The 22458-nt window shown below is 63.7% G+C and carries 18 protein-coding genes; 13 read left to right on the top strand and 5 right to left on the bottom strand.

Annotated features, from left to right (window positions below; genetic code table 11):
• Window positions 1–19: 19 nt before the first annotated feature.
• Window positions 20–1285, top strand: coding sequence for a cyclopropane-fatty-acyl-phospholipid synthase family protein (locus OVY48_RS20630; protein WP_313924262.1), 1266 nt, complete (start codon window positions 20–22; stop codon window positions 1283–1285).
• A gap of 46 nt (window positions 1286–1331) precedes the next feature.
• On the opposite strand, the gene OVY48_RS20625 is transcribed toward OVY48_RS20630, so the two are convergent.
• The gene (locus tag OVY48_RS20625; RefSeq protein ID WP_037474636.1) at window positions 1332–2057 is read right to left on the bottom strand and encodes an SDR family NAD(P)-dependent oxidoreductase; all 726 of its coding nucleotides are present in this window, start codon (window positions 2055–2057) and stop codon (window positions 1332–1334) included.
• 144 nt (window positions 2058–2201) lie between these two features.
• Window positions 2202–3662, bottom strand: coding sequence for an amidophosphoribosyltransferase (gene purF, locus OVY48_RS20620; RefSeq protein ID WP_333972528.1), 1461 nt, complete (start codon window positions 3660–3662; stop codon window positions 2202–2204).
• Window positions 3663–3876: 214 nt separating this feature from the next.
• Here purF and ccmC point away from each other — a divergent pair, with 214 nt between their 5' ends.
• The 8 genes from ccmC (at window position 3877) to OVY48_RS20580 (ending at window position 10896) form a co-directional block, all read left to right on the top strand.
• The gene (ccmC, locus tag OVY48_RS20615) at window positions 3877–4605 is read left to right on the top strand and encodes a heme ABC transporter permease CcmC (protein WP_313924261.1); all 729 of its coding nucleotides are present in this window, start codon (window positions 3877–3879) and stop codon (window positions 4603–4605) included.
• Window positions 4606–4610: 5 nt separating this feature from the next.
• Entirely contained in the window at window positions 4611–4742 is a 132-nt protein-coding gene (locus OVY48_RS20610) for a hypothetical protein (protein WP_272945507.1), read from the top strand.
• Entirely contained in the window at window positions 4739–5185 is a 447-nt protein-coding gene (gene ccmE, locus OVY48_RS20605) for a cytochrome c maturation protein CcmE (protein ID WP_037474631.1), read from the top strand. The genes OVY48_RS20610 and ccmE overlap by 4 nt, the downstream gene beginning before the upstream one ends.
• A gap of 160 nt (window positions 5186–5345) precedes the next feature.
• A complete protein-coding gene (locus OVY48_RS20600; protein WP_313924260.1) occupies window positions 5346–7274 on the top strand; it encodes a heme lyase CcmF/NrfE family subunit in 1929 nt (642 codons plus the stop codon).
• Window positions 7271–7798 (top strand): redoxin family protein, encoded by a 528-nt coding sequence (locus OVY48_RS20595; protein WP_037474627.1) that lies wholly within the window; start codon window positions 7271–7273, stop codon window positions 7796–7798. Before OVY48_RS20600 ends, OVY48_RS20595 begins: the two co-directional genes overlap by 4 nt.
• On the top strand, window positions 7795–8205 hold the full coding sequence (locus OVY48_RS20590; RefSeq protein ID WP_096060662.1) for a cytochrome c-type biogenesis protein CcmH: 411 nt from the start codon (window positions 7795–7797) through the stop codon (window positions 8203–8205). The genes OVY48_RS20595 and OVY48_RS20590 overlap by 4 nt, the downstream gene beginning before the upstream one ends.
• A complete protein-coding gene (locus OVY48_RS20585) occupies window positions 8202–8843 on the top strand; it encodes a cytochrome C biosynthesis protein (RefSeq protein ID WP_313924259.1) in 642 nt (213 codons plus the stop codon). Before OVY48_RS20590 ends, OVY48_RS20585 begins: the two co-directional genes overlap by 4 nt.
• A gap of 127 nt (window positions 8844–8970) precedes the next feature.
• Window positions 8971–10896, top strand: coding sequence for a potassium transporter Kup (locus OVY48_RS20580; protein WP_313924258.1), 1926 nt, complete (start codon window positions 8971–8973; stop codon window positions 10894–10896).
• A 56-nt stretch (window positions 10897–10952) separates the two neighbouring features.
• On the opposite strand, the gene OVY48_RS20575 is transcribed toward OVY48_RS20580, so the two are convergent.
• Window positions 10953–11426 (bottom strand): Hsp20 family protein, encoded by a 474-nt coding sequence (locus OVY48_RS20575; RefSeq protein ID WP_171899275.1) that lies wholly within the window; start codon window positions 11424–11426, stop codon window positions 10953–10955.
• 519 nt (window positions 11427–11945) lie between these two features.
• Here OVY48_RS20575 and OVY48_RS20570 point away from each other — a divergent pair.
• Both OVY48_RS20570 and OVY48_RS20565 read left to right on the top strand, forming a co-directional pair.
• The gene (locus tag OVY48_RS20570) at window positions 11946–13196 is read left to right on the top strand and encodes a lipoprotein-releasing ABC transporter permease subunit (RefSeq protein WP_037474611.1); all 1251 of its coding nucleotides are present in this window, start codon (window positions 11946–11948) and stop codon (window positions 13194–13196) included.
• Window positions 13189–13866, top strand: coding sequence for an ABC transporter ATP-binding protein (locus OVY48_RS20565; protein WP_313924257.1), 678 nt, complete (start codon window positions 13189–13191; stop codon window positions 13864–13866). The genes OVY48_RS20570 and OVY48_RS20565 overlap by 8 nt, the downstream gene beginning before the upstream one ends.
• Window positions 13867–13906: 40 nt before the next feature.
• Here OVY48_RS20565 and OVY48_RS20560 read toward each other — a convergent pair whose 3' ends face one another.
• The gene (locus tag OVY48_RS20560) at window positions 13907–15079 is read right to left on the bottom strand and encodes a Yip1 family protein (protein ID WP_313924256.1); all 1173 of its coding nucleotides are present in this window, start codon (window positions 15077–15079) and stop codon (window positions 13907–13909) included.
• Between the two features lie 128 nt (window positions 15080–15207).
• On the opposite strand from OVY48_RS20560, the gene dnaE reads away from it, so the two are divergent.
• Complete coding sequence (gene dnaE / locus OVY48_RS20555; RefSeq protein ID WP_313924255.1) at window positions 15208–18753, top strand: DNA polymerase III subunit alpha; 3546 nt, start codon at window positions 15208–15210, stop codon at window positions 18751–18753.
• On the opposite strand, the gene OVY48_RS20550 is transcribed toward dnaE, so the two are convergent.
• Entirely contained in the window at window positions 18754–19818 is a 1065-nt protein-coding gene (locus tag OVY48_RS20550; RefSeq protein ID WP_313924254.1) for a PA0069 family radical SAM protein, read from the bottom strand.
• A 104-nt stretch (window positions 19819–19922) separates the two neighbouring features.
• Here OVY48_RS20550 and rnr point away from each other — a divergent pair, with 104 nt between their 5' ends.
• A complete protein-coding gene (rnr, locus tag OVY48_RS20545) occupies window positions 19923–22223 on the top strand; it encodes a ribonuclease R (RefSeq protein ID WP_313924253.1) in 2301 nt (766 codons plus the stop codon).
• Window positions 22224–22458 lie beyond the last annotated feature (235 nt).

The raw sequence follows: 22458 nt of genomic DNA, 5'->3' as shown, positions 1-22458 counted from the left end.
TTCGGGCAGGAATGACGCCATGAATGCAGTCGATCCCCGCCGCGGCCGCCGCGCGCTTTCCGTGCGCCAGCCGCCCCGTTCCGGCAACCCCAGCCGGATGAGCCGCGCATTGGGACCGCTCTTCCATCGCCTGCTCGACCGGATCGACCGGGGGCTGGATCAAGGATCGCTCGATGCCATCCTGCCCGACGGCGCGCGCCGGATGCTGGGTGGTCGCGCGCCGGGGCCGCATTGCGAAGTCCATCTCGTCCACTGGCGCGCGCTGATCCGCTTGGCCACTGGCGGATCGGCGGGCTGGTATCGTGCCTGGGCGGCGGGCGAATGGACCAGTCCCGACCCGGTGCCCCTCTTTGCCCTGTTCATGACCAATGCCGTCGCGCTCGGCCGCGTCGCGCGGCCCAATGGCCCGACCCGTTGGATCGGCCGCGCGATCCATTGGGCACGGCGCAATAGCCGCACCGGATCGCGCCACAACATCGCCTATCATTATGACCTGGGCAATGATTTCTACCAGCTCTGGCTGGACGATCTCATGCATTATTCCAGTGCCTTATTCACCGATCCTGACAGCGATACCGAGACTCTGGAACAGGCTCAGCGGCGCAAGGTCGACGCGATCCTCGACCGGCTGGCGCTCAAGGGTGGCGATAGCCTGCTCGAAATCGGCTGCGGCTGGGGTGGCCTTGCCGAACAGGCGATGGAGCGGCAGGCGATCGCCTATACCGGCCTCACCCTCTCGACCGAGCAGGCCGACTATGCCCGCGATCGTCTCGGCTCCGGCGCACAAATTTGCCTCACCGATTATCGCGATGCGCAGGGGCAATATGACGCCATAGCCAGCGTCGAAATGGTCGAAGCGGTTGGCCAGCGCTATTGGCCCGCCTATCTCGCCACCATCCACCGCTTGCTCAAGCCCGGCGGCCGCGCGGCGATCCAATATATCCTGATCGATGACGCGATCTTCGACCGCTATGCGCGCGGCGCGGACTTCATCCAGACCTATATCTTCCCCGGCGGGATGCTGATGTCGGAAAGCCGCTTCCGCGCGTTGGCTGAGCAACAGGGGCTGGAGTGGCGCGACATCTACCGCTTCGGCCAGCATTATGCGCAGACACTCCGCCGCTGGCGCTTACGCTTCGACCTAGCGATCGAGCAAGGCCTGCTGCCCGCCAGTTTCGACCAACATTTCGTGGCCTTATGGCGCTATTATCTGATGTATTGCGAAGGCGGCTTCCGCGGCGGCGGCATCGACGTGGCACAAGTGACGCTGGTGAAGCCCGCCTAAAACCGCCGTTCGTGTCGAGCGCAGTCGAGAAACGCCCGCGCCGCGTTCAGCCCTCAACCCGCATCCGGTGCCCGGTCGGCGTATCCGCCGCGACCAGTCCGACAATCGCATCGGCCACGACCTCCGGCCCCTTGAGCGTCGCAGGGTCTTCCCCCGGAAAGGCCCGCGCGCGCATCGCCGTGCGGGTCGCGCCCGGATCGACGATATGGGTGCGGATGGCCGAGATATTCTTCATCTCCTCACCATAGGCACCCACCAGCGTTTCCAGCGCCGCCTTCGACGCACCATAGGCACCCCAATAAGCGCGCGGGCTGACGACCGACGACGTCACCGCCACCACCCGCGCATCCTTGCTTGCCCGCAGCATCCCGTCGAACGCCGCGATCAGCGCCTGGGGGGCAGCGATATTGAGCGTCAACAGTCGCGCAAATTCCTTGGCGTCGATCGCCGGCACCGCCGCCAGCGCGCCCAGCGTCGCGGCGTTCAGCACCAATATATCGAGCGCGTCCCAGCGCCCCCCGATCGCCTGCGCCAGCCGCCCGATGCTCTCGCCATCGATCAGGTCGAGCGGCGCGATCGTCGCGCTGCCGCCTGCGGCGTGGATGCGTTCCTCCACCTCTTCCAGCCCGCCTGTCGTCCGCGCGGTCAGCACGACATGCGCACCAGCCCGGCCCAAAGCCTCGGCCGTGGCTGCGCCAATACCCCGGCTTGCCCCGGTGACGAGCGCCAATTTGCCGGAAAGGGGGCCGGAGCGGGAGGAAGTGTCAGTCATAGCATCTCGTCATTTTCAAACTGATTTATGTTCCGTTCGCCCTGAGCCTGTCGAAGGGCCTCACTTCCTGGAGAAGTAAGGGGCTTCGACAGGCTCAGCCCGAACGGATTTTTTAGGTTCGGCGAAGATCGCAAGGAAAGCCCGTCAGGCCACCCGCTCGGCGAGCAATTCGAGCTGATTGGTCACCACCACATCATCCTGGTCGGTCAGCGCGGTGGGATAGTCGCCGGTGAAGCAGGCATCGCAATATTGCGGCCGCGTATCGGCCCGCTTCGCTTCGCCCAGCGCCTTATAAAGGCCATCGATCGAGATGAACGACAAGCTATCTGCATGGATAAAATCCTGCATGCCACCCACGTCCAGCTTATGCGCCAAAAGCTTGGTGCGTTCGGGCGTATCGACGCCATAGAAGCAGCTATGTTTGGTTGGTGGCGACGCGATGCGCATATGCACTTCAGCCGCGCCTGCTTCGCGCATCATCTGCACGATCTTCAAGCTGGTCGTCCCCCGCACGATCGAATCGTCGATCAGCACGATCCGCTTGCCTTTGATCAGCGCGCGGTTGGCATTATGCTTCAGCTTCACACCCAGATGGCGCACCTTGTCGCCCGGCTGGATGAAGGTCCGCCCGATATAGTGCGACCGGATGATGCCGAGTTCAAACGGAATGCCCGATTGCTGGGCATAGCCGATCGCCGCGGGCACGCCGCTGTCGGGCACGGGGATCACATAATCGGCCTCGACCGGATTTTCGATCGCCAGCTGCGCGCCGATCGCCTTGCGGACCGAATAGACGCTCGATCCGTCGACGATCGAATCGGGACGGCTGAAATAGACATGCTCGAAGATACAGGGGCGCGGATGGACGGGGCCGAACGGCCGATGCGACCGAATCTCGCCTTCGTTGGTAACGATCACCAGTTCACCCGGCTCGATCGTGCGCAGATATTCCGCACCCACCACGTCGAGCGCCACCGTTTCGGACGCGAAGATCGTCGTATCGCCGAGCTTCCCCATCACCAATGGCCGGATGCCCAGCGGATCGCGACAGGCGATCATCCCTTCGGGCGTCATGACGATCAGTGAATAGGCACCCTCGACCTGCTTCAACGCATCGATGAACTTGTCGAGCAGCGTGCGATAGCTGGACGTCGCCACCAGATGGATGATGACCTCGGTATCCGACGTCGACTGAAAGATCGACCCGCGCCGAATCAGCTCGCGCCGCACCTTCATTGCGTTGGAGATATTGCCATTATGAGCGATCGCGAATCCGCCCGAATTCAACTCGGCATAGAGCGGCTGCACATTGCGCAGCGATGTCTCGCCGGTGGTCGAATAGCGCACATGGCCGCAGGCCGCGTCGCCCGGCAATCCGCGAATCACCTCGTCCCGGTCGAAATTCCCCGCCACATGGCCCATGGCCCGGTGGGTATGGAAATCATGCCCGTCCCAGCTGGTGATGCCGGCGGCTTCCTGCCCCCGATGCTGTAGCGCGTGGAGGCCAAGCGCGACGATAGCGGACGCCGTATCAGCGCCCGAAACGCCGAAAATGCCGCATTCCTCGCGCAACTTGTCGTCGTCGAAGGGGTTCGTAGTCATCATGGGTGCGAGCGGTTCCATAGCCGTTCCTGACAACCCATAAGGAATATCCAAGGGTCGTCGTTGAGCGCGCATATAGTCACTCGAAGCCGCTTTGTCGCCCTCCTGTCATAAAAAAGCGTCGAGGCGTGTCGCAACGCAGCGTTTCAGCTGGCCCGCTATCCGCAAAACGCCCCACTGGCATTGCCCTGCATGCCCCGCTACAGACGCAGCCCTGATGCATCGTTTCGCCAATCCCGCCCGCTTCCTCAAGATCGCGCGCCCGTTGACGGGCTGGCTGTTCTGGCCGGGGCTTGCCCTGTTGTTAGCGGGCTGCGCGTGCGGCCTTTTCCTGACGCCTGCCGACTATTTGCAGGGGCAGACGGTGCGCATCCTCTATATCCATGTGCCTGCCGCCTGGCTCGCCATGGGCGGCTGGACCGGCATCGCCATCGCCGCGCTGATGCAACTGGTGTGGCGGCATCCGCTCGCCGCTGTGGCAGGCCGCGCCATTGCCGCACCCGGCGCGCTGTTTACTGCCATCTGCCTGGCCACGGGATCGATCTGGGGTCGCCCGACCTGGGGAACCTGGTGGGAATGGGACGGGCGGATGACCTCCATGCTGGTCCTGTTCTTCCTCTATCTTGGCTATATCGCGCTCGCCAATGCCAGCGCGCGACAGGGGGCCGGGCAGGGCGGCGTCAGCAACGTCACTGCCATTTTCGGCCTTGTCGGCGCGGTCAATATTCCGATCATCAACCGCTCGGTCGTCTGGTGGAACAGCCTGCATCAGGGGCCGTCGATCACGATGCGGGGGTCCAGCATCGACATGGCAATCCTGTGGCCGCTGGGCCTGACGCTGCTCGGCTTCACACTCTGGTTCGGCGCGATCGTCCTGATGCGGATGCGCGCGATATTGGCGCAGAACAAGGTCGAGGCGCGCATGCAGCGTCTCGCGAGAGGGTGACCCCGATGCAGCAATGGACCTTCGTCATCGCCGCTTATGCGGTCACCCTGCTGGGCACGGCGGCGGTCAGCTGGCTTAGCTGGCGCGCGATGCGCCGTGCCGAGGCCCAGGCCGAGCAACTGGCGGACCGCGCATGAAGGCCAAGCATCAACGGCTGATCCTCGCGCTCGCTGCATTGGTGGCGCTCATCGGTGCGGGCCTGCTGGCGGCTTCCGCGCTCAAGGATGAAGCCGCCTATTTCTATGCGCCGGGCGATGTGAAGACCAAGGGTGTCGAACCCGGCAAGCCGATCCGCCTTGGCGGCATGGTGGTCAAGGACAGCCTCAAGCGCGCGCCCGATGGCGTCACCATCACTTTCGACGTTACCGACGGCAAGGCCACCGTGCCCGCCACCTTCAGCGGCATCGCGCCCGACCTGTTCAAGGAAGGCAGCGGCGTCGTCGCCGAAGGATCGTTCGATACCAAAGGCACCTTCGTCGCCACCAACCTGCTCGCCAAACATGACGAACGCTATATGCCCCGCGAGTTGGAAGGCATGAGCTACAACGAAACCACCCGTGAAATCGAGGTGGACCAGTGAGGCTGTACGATATTCTCATCCTCCCCTGGCAGGGGAGGTGGCAACGCGAAGCGTTGACGGAGGGGTGTCACCCTCTCGATAGCAGGACACCCCTCCGTCTGGCCTGCGGCCAGCCACCTCCCCCACAGGGGGAGGATCATTTTTGCGTGGATAAGGCCCTATGATCGCCGAAATCGGCCTCGCCGCGCTCTGGCTCGCCGCTGCGCTGGCGCTGCTCCAGCTTGTCCTCGCCTTCACGGGCCTTAAGGGCAACAAGCCCGACCTGCTCGCCGCCGTGCGTCCCGCCGCCGTGGCGCAGGGCGTGTTGACCGCCATCGCCTTCATCGCGCTCGTCACGCTCTTTTTGCGCTCGGACATGTCGGTGCTGCTGGTCGCGACCAACAGCCATTCGGCCAAGCCTTGGCTCTATAAATTCGCGGGCACATGGGGCAATCATGAAGGGTCGATGCTGCTCTGGGTCACGGTCATGGGCGTCGCCGGAGCCGCCGTTGCGCTGTTCGAGCGCGCGCTGCGCCGCGACACCCATATAGCGACACTGGGCGGCCAAGCCGCGATTTCGCTCGGCTTCTACGCCTTCCTGCTCTTCTCCTCCAACCCCTTCGCCCGCATCTCCCCCGCGCCAGCGGACGGGCAGGGGCTGAACCCGCTGCTGCAAGATCCCGGTCTCGCCTTCCATCCGCCCACGCTCTATATCGGCTATGTCGGCCTCTCGGTCGCTTTCTCCTTCGCGATCGGCGCGTTGCTGACGCGGCAGGTCGATGCCGCCTTTGCCCGCGCGATGCGCCCCTGGGTGCTGGCCGCCTGGGTGATGCTGACGCTGGGCATCACCGCGGGCAGCTATTGGGCCTATTATGAATTGGGCTGGGGCGGCTGGTGGTTCTGGGATCCGGTCGAAAACGCTTCGCTCATGCCCTGGCTCGCCGCGACCGCTTTGCTCCACAGCGTCACGGTGCTGGCGACCCGCGACGCCCTGCGCGCCTGGACGGTGATGCTGGCGGTCGTTGCTTTCTCCATGTCGATGGTAGGCACCTTCCTCGTCCGTTCGGGCATTCTTACCAGCGTTCATGCTTTCGCCGTGGACCCGGAACGCGGCAGCTTCATCCTCGGCCTGCTCGCCCTCTATATCGGTGGCGCGCTGGCTTTGTTCGGCTGGCGCATCGGTGCCGTACGCGAAGGCGCGCCGTTCGAGTTGGTTAGCCGTGAAACCATGATGGTTATCAATAACTTGCTGCTGACGGTCATATTGGGACTGGTCCTGATCGGCACCCTCTATCCGCTGATGACCGAAGCCTTCGGCCACAAGGTCTCGGTCGGCGCGCCCTATTTCGACCGGATCGCCGGGCCGATCGCGCTGGCGCTGATGATCGCCATGGCCGTCGGCCCATTGGTGCGCTGGCGCAGGGACGATGCGCGGGTGGTGACCAAACGTTTGGTAATCCCCTTTCTCATAGCGCTATCCTTGTCCGCTTCGCTGTCCGTTTTGGCCTGGGGCCGCATCGGCATCCTGCCCTTCCTCGGCCTCGTCATTGCCGGTGCTGTCGGCGTCGCCAGCCTCGCGCCCTTGTGGAAACGCAATCTGCGCCGCACACCGCTCTTCACCTATGGCATGGTCATCGCGCATCTCGGCTGCGCGGTCAGCTTAGGCGGCATGGCCAGCGACTCCGCCTTCACGGTCGAGAAACTGGTCGCCGCCCGCCCCGGCGACATGATCCAGACCGCGGGCTGGCAACTGCGATTCGTACAGATCCAACCCATAGCGGGCGATAACTGGACCGCGCTTCAGGCCGACATGGAGGTCCGCCGCGGCGGCGCGCCGGTGATGATCCACCCCCAGTCCCGCTTCTTCGCCTCGCCCCCGACCACCACCAGCGAGGCCGCCTTGCTCACCCGCTGGAACGGCCAGCTTTATGTCGTGCTGGGCGAGGAAGTCGAAGGCGGTCGCTGGCAACTGCGCATCTGGTGGAAGCCCTTCGTCACCCTCATCTGGTTCGGCGGCATCCTGATTGCGCTGGGCGGCTTCCTGGCGCTGCTGGGCCGCGAACGGCGCGGCTGGCTGATGAAGTGGCGTGCCAGGGCGGCGACGGCATGAGGAAGCTTTTGATCTGGCTGCCGCTTGGGCTGTTCCTCGGCTTCATCGCCCTGTTCGCCAGCGGCTTGTTCCAGCCTGACGATCGCGTCATCCATTCCCGCCTGATCGGCCAGCCGCTCCCGGCCTTCACATTGCCCGCCGCCGCCAGCGACCGCCCGCCGCTCGCCAGCGCGCAGATGGCGACCGGCCAGCCACGCCTGCTCAACATCTTTGCCAGCTGGTGCGTTCCCTGTGCCGCCGAAGCCCCGCAATTGCTGGCGCTCAAGCAGGCCGGTGTCCCGATCGACGCCATCGCCATCCGCGACGCCCGGCCCGATGTCGATGCCTTCCTCGCTCGCTACGGCAATCCCTATGCCCGCATCGGCCTCGACGCCCGCAGCGCCGTCCAGATCGCGCTCGGCTCGTCCGGCGTCCCTGAAACCTTCGTCATCGATGGCAAGGGGCGCATCGCCTACCAGCATATCGGCGACATCCGCGCCGATGATGTGCCGATGATCCTCGAAAAGCTGAGGGCCGCGCAATGAGACTGATCATGGCTTTCCTCCTCGCGCTGATCGCGACCCCGCTCGCTGCCCAGACAGCGCTGCCGCCCGCGCCTTGGGCCGATCGCCAACTCGCCGACCCCGCACAGGAGCGCAAGGCCAAGGCGCTGATGGAAACCATCCGCTGCCTCACCTGTCAGAGCCAGTCGATCGCCGACAGCAATGCCAGCATGGCGGGGGACATGCGCTCGCAAATCCGCGAACGGATCATGGCGGGCGAGCAGCCCGAAGCGATCCGCACCTGGCTGATCGCTCGCTATGGCGACTGGGTCAGCTACGAGCCTACCGCCGCCCCCATCCTCTGGCCGCTCTGGGGCGCGCCCTTGCTGCTGCTTGGCCTTGGCCTGCTGCTGCTGCGCGGCCGGATCAAGCGAAAGGTGCGGTCATGACCGGCTGGTTCCTCGCCTTCGGCCTCGCGGCTCTGGCTTTCCTCGCCATGCTGCTGCTTGGCCGCATCCCCCGTTCCGCGCGGGAGATCAGCGCGGCCGCGCTCCTGCTGGGGCTGGCGGGCTATGCCTGGCAGGGGAACCCCAGCCTTGCCGGTGCGCCGCGGTCGACCAAACCGGTCGAGGGCCAGTTCGACGAGAAGCTGGCCGAAGAACGGCGCAGCCTCGGCGAACGTTTCGGCCCGACCGGGCAATGGCTGATCCTGTCCGATGGCCTGGGCCGTCAGGGCAAGACGAAGGATGCCGCCAACATCCTGCTGTCCGGCCTGCGCGCGCGGCCCGACGACGCCACGCTCTGGCTCGGCTTTGGCAATGCGCTCGTCGCCCATGCCGATGGCATATTGTCGCCGGGCGCGGATTTCGCGTTCCGGCGGGCCATGGCGCTGGATGCCGAAGGTCTTGCGCCGCGCTATTTCTATGGTCTGGCGCTGGCACGCAACAACCAGTTGCAGGCTGCTCGTGGCATCTGGGCTCCGTTGGCGGAGAGCGCGCCGGCAGACAGTCGGATGAAGGCGGAACTTCAAGCCAATATCGCGCGTATCGACGCCCTTCTGGCTCAGGATGGAACGGCCGCACCTTAGGCACGCAGCGTCGCATTGCACGCCCCCGGAGGGCATGGTAGGGCGCGGCGGTTTGTGGGGTGACAGCATCGTCCGTCATCGCTTCTCTTCGGATGTCGACACAGTATGACCATTGCGTTTTTCCTGCATGGCTGACCTGCTTCCCAACACCGCGCTGACGTCCGGCGAGGAAGAATCCGGCCACGGCCACGCCCGGCAGAAGGCCACCGTCAAGCTGGTGGTCGGCGCGATCGGCATCGTCTTTGGCGACATCGGCACCAGCCCGCTCTACGCCTTCCGCGAAACCTTCGCCGGGCATCATGAACTGACGCTCGACCCCGACCATATATTGGGCGTCATCAGCCTGATGTTCTGGTCGATGATGCTGGTGGTGACGCTGAAATATGTCAGCATCATCATGCGCGCGGATAATAAGGGCGAGGGCGGCAGCCTGGCGCTGCTGGCGCTGATCAACGGGCAGACGAAGACGCAGCGCTGGTCGCGCGGCATCGTCCTGCTCGGCGTGTTCGCGACGGCGCTGTTCTACGGCGACTCGATGATCACCCCGGCCGTCTCGGTCCTGTCGGCGGTCGAGGGGCTTGCCGTTTATAATCCGGTGCTGGCCCCTGCGATCCTGCCAGTGGTGATCCTGATTCTCGTCGGGTTGTTCTGGATACAGGGGCTGGGCACCAACAAGGTCGCGACCCTGTTCGGTCCGATCATGCTGCTCTATTTCGTGACGATCGCGACGCTGGGCATCCTCTCGATCATCAAGACGCCCGGCATCCTCTACGCCTTCAACCCCTATTGGGCGGTGATGTTCTTCGTCACTGATCCGCTGCCCGCCTTCCTGGCGCTCGGCTCGGTCGTGCTGGCGGTGACGGGGGCCGAAGCGCTCTATGCCGATATGGGCCATTTCGGCCGCAATCCGATCCGCGTGTCCTGGCTCGCCTTCGTGCTGCCCGCGCTGATGCTCAATTATATGGGGCAGGGCGCGTTACTGTTCCGAGAGGGGGCCGCAGCGCTCGACAGTCCCTTCTACAATCTCGCCCCGCAATGGGCGCAGTTGCCCCTCATCGCACTCGCCACCATGGCCGCGATCATCGCGTCGCAGGCGGTGATCTCCGGTGCCTTCTCGGTCACGCAGCAGGCGATCCAGCTAGGCTTCATGCCGCGCCTGCGCATCGCCCATACCAGCGCCGCGACGGCGGGCCAGATCTACATCCCCCTCATCAACTGGGGCCTGATGGTGATGGTCATCCTGCTGGTGCTGACCTTCAAGACCTCGTCCAACCTGACCGCCGCCTATGGCATCGCGGTCACTGGTGCGATGTTCATCGACAACGTCCTGCTGACCGTCGTGCTGTACCGGCTGTGGAACTGGAAATGGTATTATGCCGCGCCGGTGCTGGCCGTCTTCTACATCGTCGATGGTGCCTATCTCGCGGCCAACCTGACCAAGGTGCCCGATGGTGGCTGGTTCCCGCTGCTGATCGGCTTCATCATCTTCACCCTGCTGACCACCTGGTCGCGCGGTCGCCGCCTGGTGCAGGATCGGTTACGCGAAGCCGCGATGCCGATCCCGGTGTTCGTGGCGTCGGCCGCCAACAGCGCGGTGCGCGTGCCGGGCACGGCGGTCTTCATGACCTCGACGCCCGATGGCGTGCCCCATGCGCTGCTCCACAATCTCAAGCATAACAAGGTGCTGCACGAGCGAGTCATCCTGCTGACGGTCAAGATCAAGGACGTACCGGTGGTCGAAGATGACGGCCGCTGCAAGCTGGAGGATCTGGGACGCGGCTTCTTCCGTATGGTCCTGCAATATGGCTTCATGCAGGAACCCGATGTGCCCGCCGCGCTTAAGAATGTGTCGGGCTGTGGTCAGGCGTTCAAGATGATGGACACCAGCTTCTTCCTGGCCCGTCAGACCCTGTTGCCGTCGTCCAAACCCGGCATGCCGCTTTGGCGCGAAAAAATCTTCGCCTGGATGCTGCGCAACGCGGAAAGCGCGATGGAATTCTTCCGCCTGCCCACCAACCGCGTGGTCGAACTGGGCAGCCAGGTCGAGATATAGAAAAGGGCGCGGCCTTCGCAAAGGCCGCGCCCCACAGGCTTACGTCATTCCACCGCTCAGGCGGCGTCGCGGTCCTTGGCGGTGATCTCCACAAGCTGACCGCCATTGATGGCAATCTTCTTGGGCTTCATCGCTTCGGGCACTTCGCGCAACAGGTCGATCACCAGCAGGCCATCGGCCAGATCCGCCTTTTCCACCCGCACGAAATCGGCGAGTTCGAACCGCCGCTCGAAGCTGCGATTGGCGATGCCGACATGCAGATATTTGGACCGATCCGATGCGGACCCTTCATCCTTGCGACCGATCACCTGGAGCAGGTTTTGCTGCGCGGTGATGTCGATCTCGTCGGGACGAAAGCCGGCCACGGCCAGCGTCACGCGATAGCGATCCTCCGACAGGCGCTCGATGTTGAACGGGGGATAATTGTCCCCTTGGCTCAACCGGGCGTTGTTTTCGATCAGGTCGAACAGACGATCGAAACCCACGGTGGAACGACGATAGGGGGTAAGGTCAAATGCACGCATTGTCATAATCTCCCAAAGAGCAAAATGAACAGGCCGGACCCGAAACAGGCGTCCGGCTATACTGCGCCCAGCCCCATATGGCGGCTGGACAGCGTGGATATGGTTTTGAGCCCGACGGTTTCAAGAGGGCGAAACGGGCATGGCGCGCGCGGAAAAATGCCGACCTTGGACCTTTTGTCCAATGGCGATCGTTGGGCGCAGAAGACAAATAAAAAGCGCCCGGATCGTGTTTTCACGATCCGGGCGCTTCATAGACGATTGCTCGTCTCCCCCTTGGTCTGCCTCAACCGCTTCTCAGCCCCCTAAGCTCGAAGCGGGATGCAGTATCCCTGAACCACGGCCTTTTACCTGTGCTTCTAGGGTCTTGCTATGACTGCGGCGGGCCGGAGTCACGGGCAAAATCGGGCGTCTGTGATTTTGCGGTGCGCCCTGTGGCCGTGATGCAACAATCTGGCAATGCTTGCCGTTCGGTCCCGCCATGCCTAGACGATCAGCCTATCCTTCCACAGAGGCCGTCCGCGCCACATGATTCTTTCCCGCTACGAACGCATGATCGCCAAGCGCTACCTTTTGCCCGGCAAGGGGGAAGGGTTCATCTTCCTCGTCGCCGGCATCAGCCTGGCCGCGGTCATGCTCGGCGTCGCCGCGCTCATCATCGTGATGAGCGTCATGAACGGCTTTCGCGCCGAACTGTTCGACAAGATCGTGGGGCTGAACGGCCATGCGGTGGTGCAGGGCTACGGTGGGCGTCTGCCGGACTGGCAGTCGGTGCTGGCTCAGGCGAGGGCGACGCCCGGCGTCACCAACGCCACGCCGATGATTGAGCAGCCCTTACTCGCCACCTTCAACGGCCGGGTCGAAGCCGTGCTGGTGCGTGGCATGACGGTGCCCGACATCCGCACCAACAAGACGCTCAAGGGCAAGGTGCTGGCGGGGACGCTCAACAATCTGACTGCCAATAGCAGCCGGATCGGCATCGGCTCGCGGCTGGCGGAAAATCTAGGCATCCAGTTGGGCGACAGCCTGACCATCATCAATCCGGCCGGTCGCTCGACCCCCTTCGGCACCGTGCCGCGCCAGGTCGCCTATCAGGTCGCCGCCATCTTCGAAGTCGGCGTCTATGATTATGACAAGGCGTTCGTCGTCATGCCGATGGAGGATGCGCAGACGCTGCTGCTGCTGGGTGACGTGGTCGGCATGATCGAGGTCGAAACCGTCGATGCCGATCGGGTCGGTCAGATATTGGAGCCGCTCGCTGGCAAAGTCGCGGGGCGCGCCGTCGTCACCGACTGGCGACAGATGAACGCTTCGCTGTTCGAGGCGCTGGCCGTCGAGCGGATCGCGATGTTCGTCGTCCTCTCGATCATCGTGCTGGTCGCCGTGTTCAATATCCTTTCCTCGCTCATCATGCTGGTCCGCGCCAAGACGCGCGACATCGCCATCCTGCGGACGATGGGGGCCAGCCGGATCGGCCTGGTCAAGATTTTCATGACGGTTGGCGTCACGATCGGCACGCTAGGCATGGTGGCGGGCATGATACTGGGCTTCACCTTTCTGTTCTTCCGCCAGGGGATCGTCAACGCGATCCAGTTCGTGACGGGGCAAAATCTCTGGGATCCCTCGATCCGCTTCCTGACCGAATTACCATCGCAGCCCGATCCGGTGGAGATTGCCACCATTTGCATCATGGCGCTGGTGTTCAGCTTCCTTGCCACCCTTTATCCGGCCTTCAAGGCCGCCAATACCGATCCGGTCCAGGTGCTGCGCTATGAATGACATATTGAAGGTCACGGGCCTCACCCGCAGCTTCACCCAGGGCGGCGTCACCATTGACGTGCTGCGCGGCGTCGACCTCAATGTGGGGCCGGGCGAGATCGTCGCCCTGCTCGGTCCATCGGGGTCGGGCAAATCGACGCTGCTCCAGGCCGTCGGCCTACTGGAGGGTGGCTTCGATGGTTCGATCCGCATCGGCGGCGAGGAAGCGGCCAAGCTCGACAATGACGGCCGCACCCGCCTGCGCCGTGATGCATTGGGCTTCGTCTATCAGTTCCACCATCTGCTGCCCGATTTCAACGCAACTGAAAATGTGATCCTGCCGCAGGTGATCCGCGACGTGGACATGGGCGCTGCCAAGGCGCGTGCCGAATCGCTGCTTACCGCGCTTGGTCTTGGACACCGGCTCGACCATCGCCCCAGCCAATTGTCAGGCGGCGAGCAGCAGCGCGTCGCCGTCGCCCGCGCGCTGGCCAACCGCCCCGCGCTGGTGCTGGCCGACGAACCGACCGGCAACCTGGACGAGCGCACCGCCGACGTCGTCCTTGCGGAATTTTTGGGGCTAGTCCGTGGCGAAGGCTCCGCCGCGCTGGTCGCCACGCATAATGAGCGGTTGGCGCAAAAGATGGACCGGGTGGTTCGCCTGCACGAAGGACGGCTGGAACAACATTAAGGCAAGGCGCGACACCAACATGGATGTCGCGCCTTGTCTGTCACTGCGCCATCGCGGCCAGCTTCTCCGGGCCGATCGCCTGGACCGCAGACTTGAGTTCGTCGATATTGGCCACGGTGCCGCTGGCGGACAGCATGAAGCGATTGGCAATGCTCGTCGCATATTTGCCGTCGCGGCTTTCCTGATCCCAGCTTTCGTTGACCAACTGTCCATCGACCGTCTGCGTACGCTCATAGCCGGTCGCTGTTTCGCGGTTGGACTGGACATTGAACGCTGCGCCAATCCCGGTCATCGCGCCCATCGCCGCCATGTCGATGATTTCCACCTTCATATCGTCGTCGCCTGCCTGATAGCGGGCGCTCGCTTGCGCGCCGCCAGCCATTCCCGCGCTTTCGATTTCGGTCCGCTCGAACCGACCGATTCGTTCAGGCAACAACGCCTGCAGCGCGGACGGGGACAGGGCGACGGCGGGCGCGCCAGTCTTGGCCGCATCCTCCATCTTGCGCGCGGCTTCCTCCATCTTCTTGCCGGCGGCGTCGAGCTTGCCGAGATCGACCGTGCCGACACCCGGAATGGTCATTTGCCCATCGACTGCGGAGTCCCCCACTGACGGCGCTGCAAATCGCGAAAAGGGCGCTGCGACCGCACCGGCAAGGAGCGACAGCAATATGGCGGCGACGATCGTCACGACCGTATAAGGCATGGCTTTGTCGGCTGGTGCCCGCATCAATCGTGGCAAGCCGAGATACAGGAGATAGAGGCTGTAGAGCCTCAATATACTCAATATTCCGAGCATCGGCAGCAGCAGGAATATTCCGGCCAGCCAACTTGCCGTCGCCGAATAGGCCGCGACCTTGACTGCCTTGACCATATTCTTCTGGCCGCCGAACCGGGGTGCCAGCATGTTGATCAGCCAGGCCAGCACGAACAGGCCGATCAGTGAAAAGACATATTGGGCAATGGCGCTGCCAACGGCGCCGACCAGCGATGGCCGAAAGCTTATGCCAAGCGCGCCATAGCCGAACATCTGGCCACCAACCAGCCCGGCCAGCGGCGGTATCGCGGCCAGGATCATCGCATAGCCGATGAAGATGCTACCGATGCTGGCAGGTTCAGCGTCGATGACTTCCCATTCGCTTTTGGGTTTGAGCAATATGGATTTCGCCCTGTCGATCAGTCCGGGGGGCGTGGAAACCGGGTTCATGTCCGTCATGATGGCCTTCTCCCTGTTTGTCGCGGAATTTGACCAGCAGGACGCGGCGAAGGCAAGATCATTGTGCGATTTGGAAGAATGATGGGCAGGGGGCTGGCGTCGACTCGCGGCAGGTGCATATTGGGGCCATGCCTCATGCCGCTTTCGTTCCCCTCCGCATTTTCTCCTCCTACACCATGCTGGAAGGCGCGATCGATCCCAAGGTCATCGCCAAACAGGCCAAGGCGCTGGGCTTTCCGGCCGCCGCCATCACCGACCGCAATGGCCTTTATGGCTCGATGGCCTTTTCCGACGCGTGCAAAAGCGACGGGGTGCAGCCGATCATCGGCGCCATGCTCGGCATCCTGCGGCCGGGCCGTCCGGCCAATGCGTCGGCGGTCCATGACTGGCTCGCCCTCTATGCGCAGGATGCGACGGGCTATGACAATCTCTGTGCGCTCGTTTCGATGGCGCATCTCGACCGGCCGTTGGAAGAAGTGCCCCATGTCGGCCTCGACGTGCTGGAGGGCCGCACTGACGGGCTGATCGCGCTGACAGCAGGCGGGGAAGGGGCGTTGGCCCGCCTCTTTGCCGAGGATCAGCCCGACGCTGCCTTCGCTTATGCCGACCGGCTACAGGCACTATTTCCCGACCGGCTCTATATCGAACTCTGCCGTCGTCTCGATCCGGTCGAGGGCAAGGCCGAACCGCATCTGCTCGATCTGGCCTACGCGCGCGATTTGCCGTTGGTCGCCACGAACCCGACCTGTTTCACCGAGCCACATTTCCATGCGGCGCATGACGTCATGCTCTGCATCGCCGACAGCGCCTATGTCGATATGCCCGATCGGCGCACAAGCTCGCCCGACGCCTGGATGAAGCCGACCGGTGAGATGAAGCGGCTGTTCGAGGATCTGCCCGAAGCGCTGGCCAACACGCTGGTCGTGGCGCAACGCTGCGCCGTCGCCGCGCCCAAGCGCAAGCCGATCCTTCCTAGCCTCGCGGGCGATATCGAGGGCGAGGCGCGGATGCTGCGCGACTTGGCGAGCGCAGGCCTTGACGCGCGGCTCGCCAAGCTGGGCATCATCGACGCTGCAGCCCGTCAGCCCTATCTGGACCGGCTCCAGTTCGAGACGGACATCATCATCCAGATGGGCTTTCCCGGCTATTTCCTGATCGTCGCCGACTTCATCAAATGGGCCAAGGATCATGATATTCCGGTGGGTCCGGGCCGTGGTTCCGGTGCCGGGTCGGTTGTTGCCTGGGCGCTGCTGATCACCGACCTCGATCCGCTGCAACTGGGCTTGCTGTTCGAACGCTTCCTGAACCCAGAACGTGTGTCGATGCCCGACTTTGACATCGACTTTTGCGAAACCCGGCGCGGCGAAGTCATCCGCTACGTCCAGCAGAAATATGGCGTCGATCATGTCGCGCAGATCATCACCTTCGGAAAGCTGAAGGCCCGCGCCGTGCTCAAGGACACGGGCCGCGTGCTTCAGATGAGCTATGGCCAGGTCGACCGGCTCGCCAAGCTGGTCCCAAACCATCCGACCGACCCCTGGACGCTGGAACGCTCGTTGAACGGTGTTGCCGAGTTCCGTGCCGAATATGACAATGACGCGCAGGTCAAACGGCTGATCGACTATGCGATGAAGTTGGAGGGCTTCCCGCGCCACAGTTCCACCCATGCGGCGGGCGTGGTGATCGGCGACCGGCCCTTGCAGCAGCTCGTGCCGCTCTATCGCGATCCCCGCTCCGACATGCCCGTCACCCAGTTCGACATGAAATATGTCGAGGGCGCAGGCCTGGTAAAATTCGACTTTCTGGGGTTGAAAACGCTGTCGGTGCTGCAAAAGGCGGTCCAGTTGCTGGCGGCGCGGGGCGTGACGGTCGATCTCGACACGCTCGCCTGGGACGACAGCGCGGTCTACGACCTGCTCCAGCGTGGCGACACGGTCGGCGTGTTCCAGTTGGAATCCGAAGGCATGCGCAAGACGCTCGCGGCTGTCCGACCGACTAATTTCGGCGACATCATCGCACTCGTCTCGCTTTATCGGCCCGGCCCGATGGACAATATTCCCATGTTCGGCCGTCGCAAGAACGGTCAGGAGGCGATTGAATATCCCCACATATTGCTGAAACCGATCCTCGAAGAAACCTATGGCATCTTCGTCTATCAGGAACAGGTGATGCAGGCCGCGCAGATACTGGCGGGCTACAGCCTGGGCGACGCCGACCTGTTGCGCCGCGCCATGGGCAAGAAGGTCAAGGCCGAGATGGACGCGCAGCGCTCACGCTTCGTCGAGGGCTGCGCCGCCAAGAGCGACATTCCCAAGGCCAAGGCGAACGAACTGTTCGATTTGATCGACAAATTTGCAGGCTATGGTTTCAACAAGAGCCACGCCGCCGCCTATGCGTTGCTTGCTTACCAGACGGCCTGGCTTAAGGCGCATTATCCGGCGGAATTCTACGCCGGGTCGATGGCCTTCGATATCCATCTGACCGACAAGCTGACGATCTTCGTCGATGATATGCGCCGCATGGGGCTGACCTGCCTTGCGCCAGACATCAACCGAAGCCAGGCGGACTTTTCGGTCGAGGCGGTGCCTTATGAAGGTGAAGACCCTCGGCTTGGTTTTGCCGTGCGCTATGCGCTGGGTGGCCTCAAGGGCGTGGGCGAGAAGGCGATGGACCAGTTGGTTGCGGAGCGCGATGCGGCCGGGCCATTCAAATCGCTGGATGATTTCGCCGACCGCATCGAACCGCGCCTGCTCAACCGGCGGCAGCTGGAAAGCCTGGCGGCGGCGGGGGCGTTCGATGATGTCCATCCCGACCGTGCGGGAGTCCATGCTGCCGCAGAAACGATCTTGGCCGTGGGCGTCAGCGCGGCGCAGGCGCGGGAGAGCGGGCAGGGTGGCCTGTTCGGCGACGTTGAGACGCCCCATGCCGATGTCCGCATTCCGCCGCATCAGGCCTGGACCGTGTCCGACCGCATGGCGCAGGAAAAGGAGGCGTTCGGCTTCTATTTCTCCGCCCATCCGGTCGATCGCTACCGCCATCTGGCCGATGCGCGTGGTGCGCGCAGCTATGGCGCGGTCTGTCAGCAGCCGGTGGGAATGCCCAATGAGGAAGGGCGGGTGATGACGATCATGGCGGCCATGGTGGAAGATGTGCGCTGGCGCGAAACCAAGCGCGGGGCGCGCTACGCCAACGCGACCTTCTCCGACAGTAGCGGCCAGTTTCAGGCGAGCTGTTTCGAAGAGGATGCGTGCAAGGCGATCGAGGAACTGGCGCGCGACGGTGATTGCGCCTTGCTGGTTGTCGAACTGGACCGGCTACCGGGCGAGGAAACCCCGCGCGTTACCGTGCGCGGCGTCGAACCCTTCCGCCAGATCGCCAGTGCTTCGCGCATGGAATTGACCGTTGACGTGGAAACGGCGGAGGCGGTTGCCAAGCTTGCCGAGATATTGGGACAGGCCGAAGGCGGGCGCAGCGAAATCTTCCTGCGCGCCCCCGTCAGCGATGGTCAGGCGGCGCGCGTCTTCCTGGGCGACAGGTTCAGCCTGGGCGCGGATCAGGTCGATGCGATCGGGGCGATCCGGGGTCTGACCATCCATCGCTTCGAGCGGATGGACGTGAAGGCGGATGGCTATAAGACGCGCACCCGCCGATCGGGCATGCGATTGGTCGGCTGATCAGAAGAACCGCATCTGCGCGCCTTCGGGTGGGCGGAACAGGTCGGTGCGCAAGGTCAGCCGATCGTCGCCAAAGCCCGCCTTCCGCCGCGCCTTGACGAAGCGGCTGCGGATCAGGTCGGCCCAGGCTCCGTGGCCGCGCATCCTGCTGCCGAAATTGGGGTCATTGTCGCGTCCGCCGCGCAGGTCGCGGATGATCGCCATCACCTTGGCCGCGCGGTCGGGATGATGCGCGTCGAGCCAGGCCCGAAACAGCGGCGCCACCTCATGCGGCAGGCGGACGAGGATATAGTTGACGTCCCGCGCCCCTGCCGCTGCGACGCGGGCGACCACGCTTTCGATTTCATGGTCGTTGATGGCCGGAATGATCGGCGACATGTTGGCTGACACGGGAATGCCCGCCTGCGCCAGTTGCGCGATCGCTTCCAGCCGCCTTTCCGGGTGCGGCGCGCGCGGTTCCAGCGTGCGGGCGACCTTGGGATCGAGCGTGGTGACGGAGAGCATCACCGCCACCAGATTGTCGCGCGCCAGGTCCGCGAGCAGGTCGATGTCGCGCAGGATGCGGTCGGACTTGGTCGTGATGAAGGTCGGGTGCCGCGTTTCGACCAGCACCTCCAGCACTTGCTGCGTGATCCGCCAATCCTTCTCGATCGGTTGATAGGGATCGGTATTGGTGCCCATCGCGATCGGCGCGACGCTGTAATTTTTCCTGCCCAACTCGGCCCGCAGCAAAGCGGCGGCGTCGGGCTTGGCGAACAGTTTGGTTTCGAAATCCAGCCCCGGCGACAGGTCATGATAGGCGTGGCTGGGTCGCGCGTAACAATAGATGCAGCCATGTTCGCAGCCGCGATAGGCGTTGATCGACCGGTCGAAGCCGATGTCGGGTGAGGCATTGCGGGCCATGATGGCCCGTGGTCGTTCGATCGTGACTTCGGTGCGGAGTCGCGGGAGCGCGCCTTCCTGCATGGCCAGATCGAGCCAGTCGCCGTCCACCGATCGCTGCGGCAGATTGAAGCGATGGCTTTCGCCGTTGATGGTCGCGCCTCTGCCCTTTTCGATGGTCATGACCAAGAATAGAACAAATAAGGAACGATGGCAACGGGTCAGTCGAACGGCAGTTCGGACCAGGGCACTGGCGTCACGCAGGTCGCGTGCCTATAGCTAAGTGCATGGCATCAACCCAAAAGCACAAGACACCGGACAAGGTCCGCCCCGCAGGCTTCCCGACGCGCGATCAGGTGTTGGACTTCATCACCACATCGGACCAGCCCGCGGGCAAGCGCGAGATCGCCAAGGCCTTCGGCCTCAAGGGGCAGGAGAAGATCGCGCTCAAGGCGCTGCTCAAGGATATGGCCGACGAAGGGCTGATCGACCTTGGCCCGGCGCGAGCCTTTCACAAGCTGGGCGGTGTGCCTAAGGTGACGGTGCTGCGGATCATCGATGTCGATGATACGACGCTGATCGCGACCCCGGAACGGTGGGAGGCCGAAGGCCAGCCCGCGCCGCGGCTGCGGATCGTGGAACGCGGCAAGCGCGGCGCGCTGACCATCGGCGACCGCATCCTGGCGCGGACCGAGGAAGCGGGACGCGGCTGGGTTGCGCATCCGATGAAGAAGCTCGCCAAAGCGACCGAGATGTTGCTGGGCGTGGTCGAGGAAATGGCCGACGGCAAATTATGGCTGCGCCCGGTGGACAAGCGCATCCGCAAGGATACGCCGATCAGCGACGCCGGCACCGCCAAGAAGGGCGACCTCGTTCTGGCCGAACCGTCCGGCCGCCCGCCGCGCATTTCGGCGCGGGTGACAGACATATTGGGCGACCCGTTCGCGCCGCGCAGCTTCAGCCTGATCGCCATTCACAAACATGGCATCCCCCATGTCTTTCCCGAAGCGACCGAGGAAGAGGCGCTGGTCGCCGCCGCCCTGCCGCTGCATGAGGAGAAGCGCGAGGATTTGCGCCACTTGCCGATCGTCGCGATCGATCCGGTGGATGCGCGCGACCATGATGATGCGGTGTGGGCGGAAGCGGACAGCGACCCGGACAATAGTGGCGGGTTTCGCGCGATCGTCGCGATTGCCGATGTCAGCTACTATGTACGCCCCGGCAGCGCGCTCGATCGCGAAGCGCGCAAGCGAGGAAATAGCGTTTATTTTCCGGACCTTGTCGTGCCGATGCTGCCGCATCAGCTATCGTCGGACATGTGTTCGCTTCGGGCCGGACAGGACCGGGCGGCGATGGCGTGCCACCTGACCATCAACGCGCAGGGCAAGGTGACCGCCTGGCGCTTTAGTCGCGCGGTGATCTGCGTCGCGTCGGTCATGGCCTATGAGGATGCGCAGGCGGCGATCGACGGCACGGGCGAGCATGAATTGCTCGAAACGGCGCTCAAGCCGCTTTGGGCTTGCTGGGCTTTGTTGCACAAGGCGCGGCTGGCGCGTGAGCCATTGGCGCTCGACTTGCCCGAACGGCGGGTGGTGCTGGACGAATGGGGCAAGATCGTCAGCGTCGCTGTCCGCGAAAGGCTCGACGCGCATATGCTGATCGAGGATTATATGATCGCAGCCAATGTCGCGGCGGCCAAGGCGCTGGAAGCGAAGAAGGCGCCGGTCATGTATCGCGTTCATGAACCGCCAAGCCGCGACAAGCTGGTGGCGCTCAAGGAATATCTGGCGACCTTCGACATCGAATTTGCGCTGGGGCAGGTGATCCGGCCCGCGACTTTCAACCATCTGATCAAGCGTGTGGGAGAGGCCGAGGCGAGGCCGCAGATCATGGAGCAGATCCTCCGCAGCCAGACCCAGGCCTATTATAGCCCGCAGAATATGGGGCATTTCGGCCTGGCGCTTGGTTCTTATGGCCATTTCACCTCGCCGATCCGCCGCTATGCCGACCTGTTGGTCCATCGCGCGCTGGTGGGGGCTTATGGGCTGGAACTGCCCGCGCCCAAGGGCGGGACCATCCCCGATCGATCCTCGCTGAGCCAGGAGGATTATGAGAATATGGGCAAGGTCGGCGAGATGATCTCCGGCCACGAACGGCGCGCGATGGAGGCCGAGCGCGATACGGTCGATCGCTATGTCGCCGCGTTCCTGGCCGCCCATGTCGGCGAGCTGGTCAAGGCGCGGATTACCGGAGTCCAGAATTTCGGCTTCTTCGCGACCGTCGATGGCCTGGGCGGTGATGGGCTGGTGCCGGTATCGACCATGGGCGCTGAACGCTTTTTCTATGACGAGGCGGGTAAGGCGCTGGAAGGGGTCGAGAGCGGCGATCGCTATACGGTCGGTCAGCGGCTGGAACTGCGGTTGGCCGAGGCGGACCCGATCAACGGCTCGCTACGCTTCGAACTGCCCGATCATCCCGCGCCGCGCGGCGGGCCGATGAAGCGCGACCGGACACGGCCGGGTAGCCATCGCGGGCGGCCGATCAATATCCGGCATATGGGCGCCAAGCGGGGCAAGCATAAGCGGTAAGGCTACCGTTTAGAGCATGATGATTTTAAGTCGCATCACTCCGTTCGCCCTGAGTAGGGGCTGAGCTTGTCGAAGACCCGTATCGAAGGGTCGGCTGCGCTGTATATCCTTCGATACGCCATTTCGACTTCGCTCAATGCCTGTCCTGAGCGCCTGCCTTGGCAGGCAGTCGAAGGGGCTACTCAGGACGAACGGTTCTGGGTAAAGTCATCACGCTCTAGCTTGCCCGCAATGG

This window comes from Sphingobium sp. SA2 (assembly GCF_032227065.1).
In the GTDB taxonomy this organism is placed as follows: domain Bacteria; phylum Pseudomonadota; class Alphaproteobacteria; order Sphingomonadales; family Sphingomonadaceae; genus Sphingobium.
Note: the sequence above shows the minus strand (reverse complement) of the source record. Positions and strands in the feature narration are given on the sequence as shown.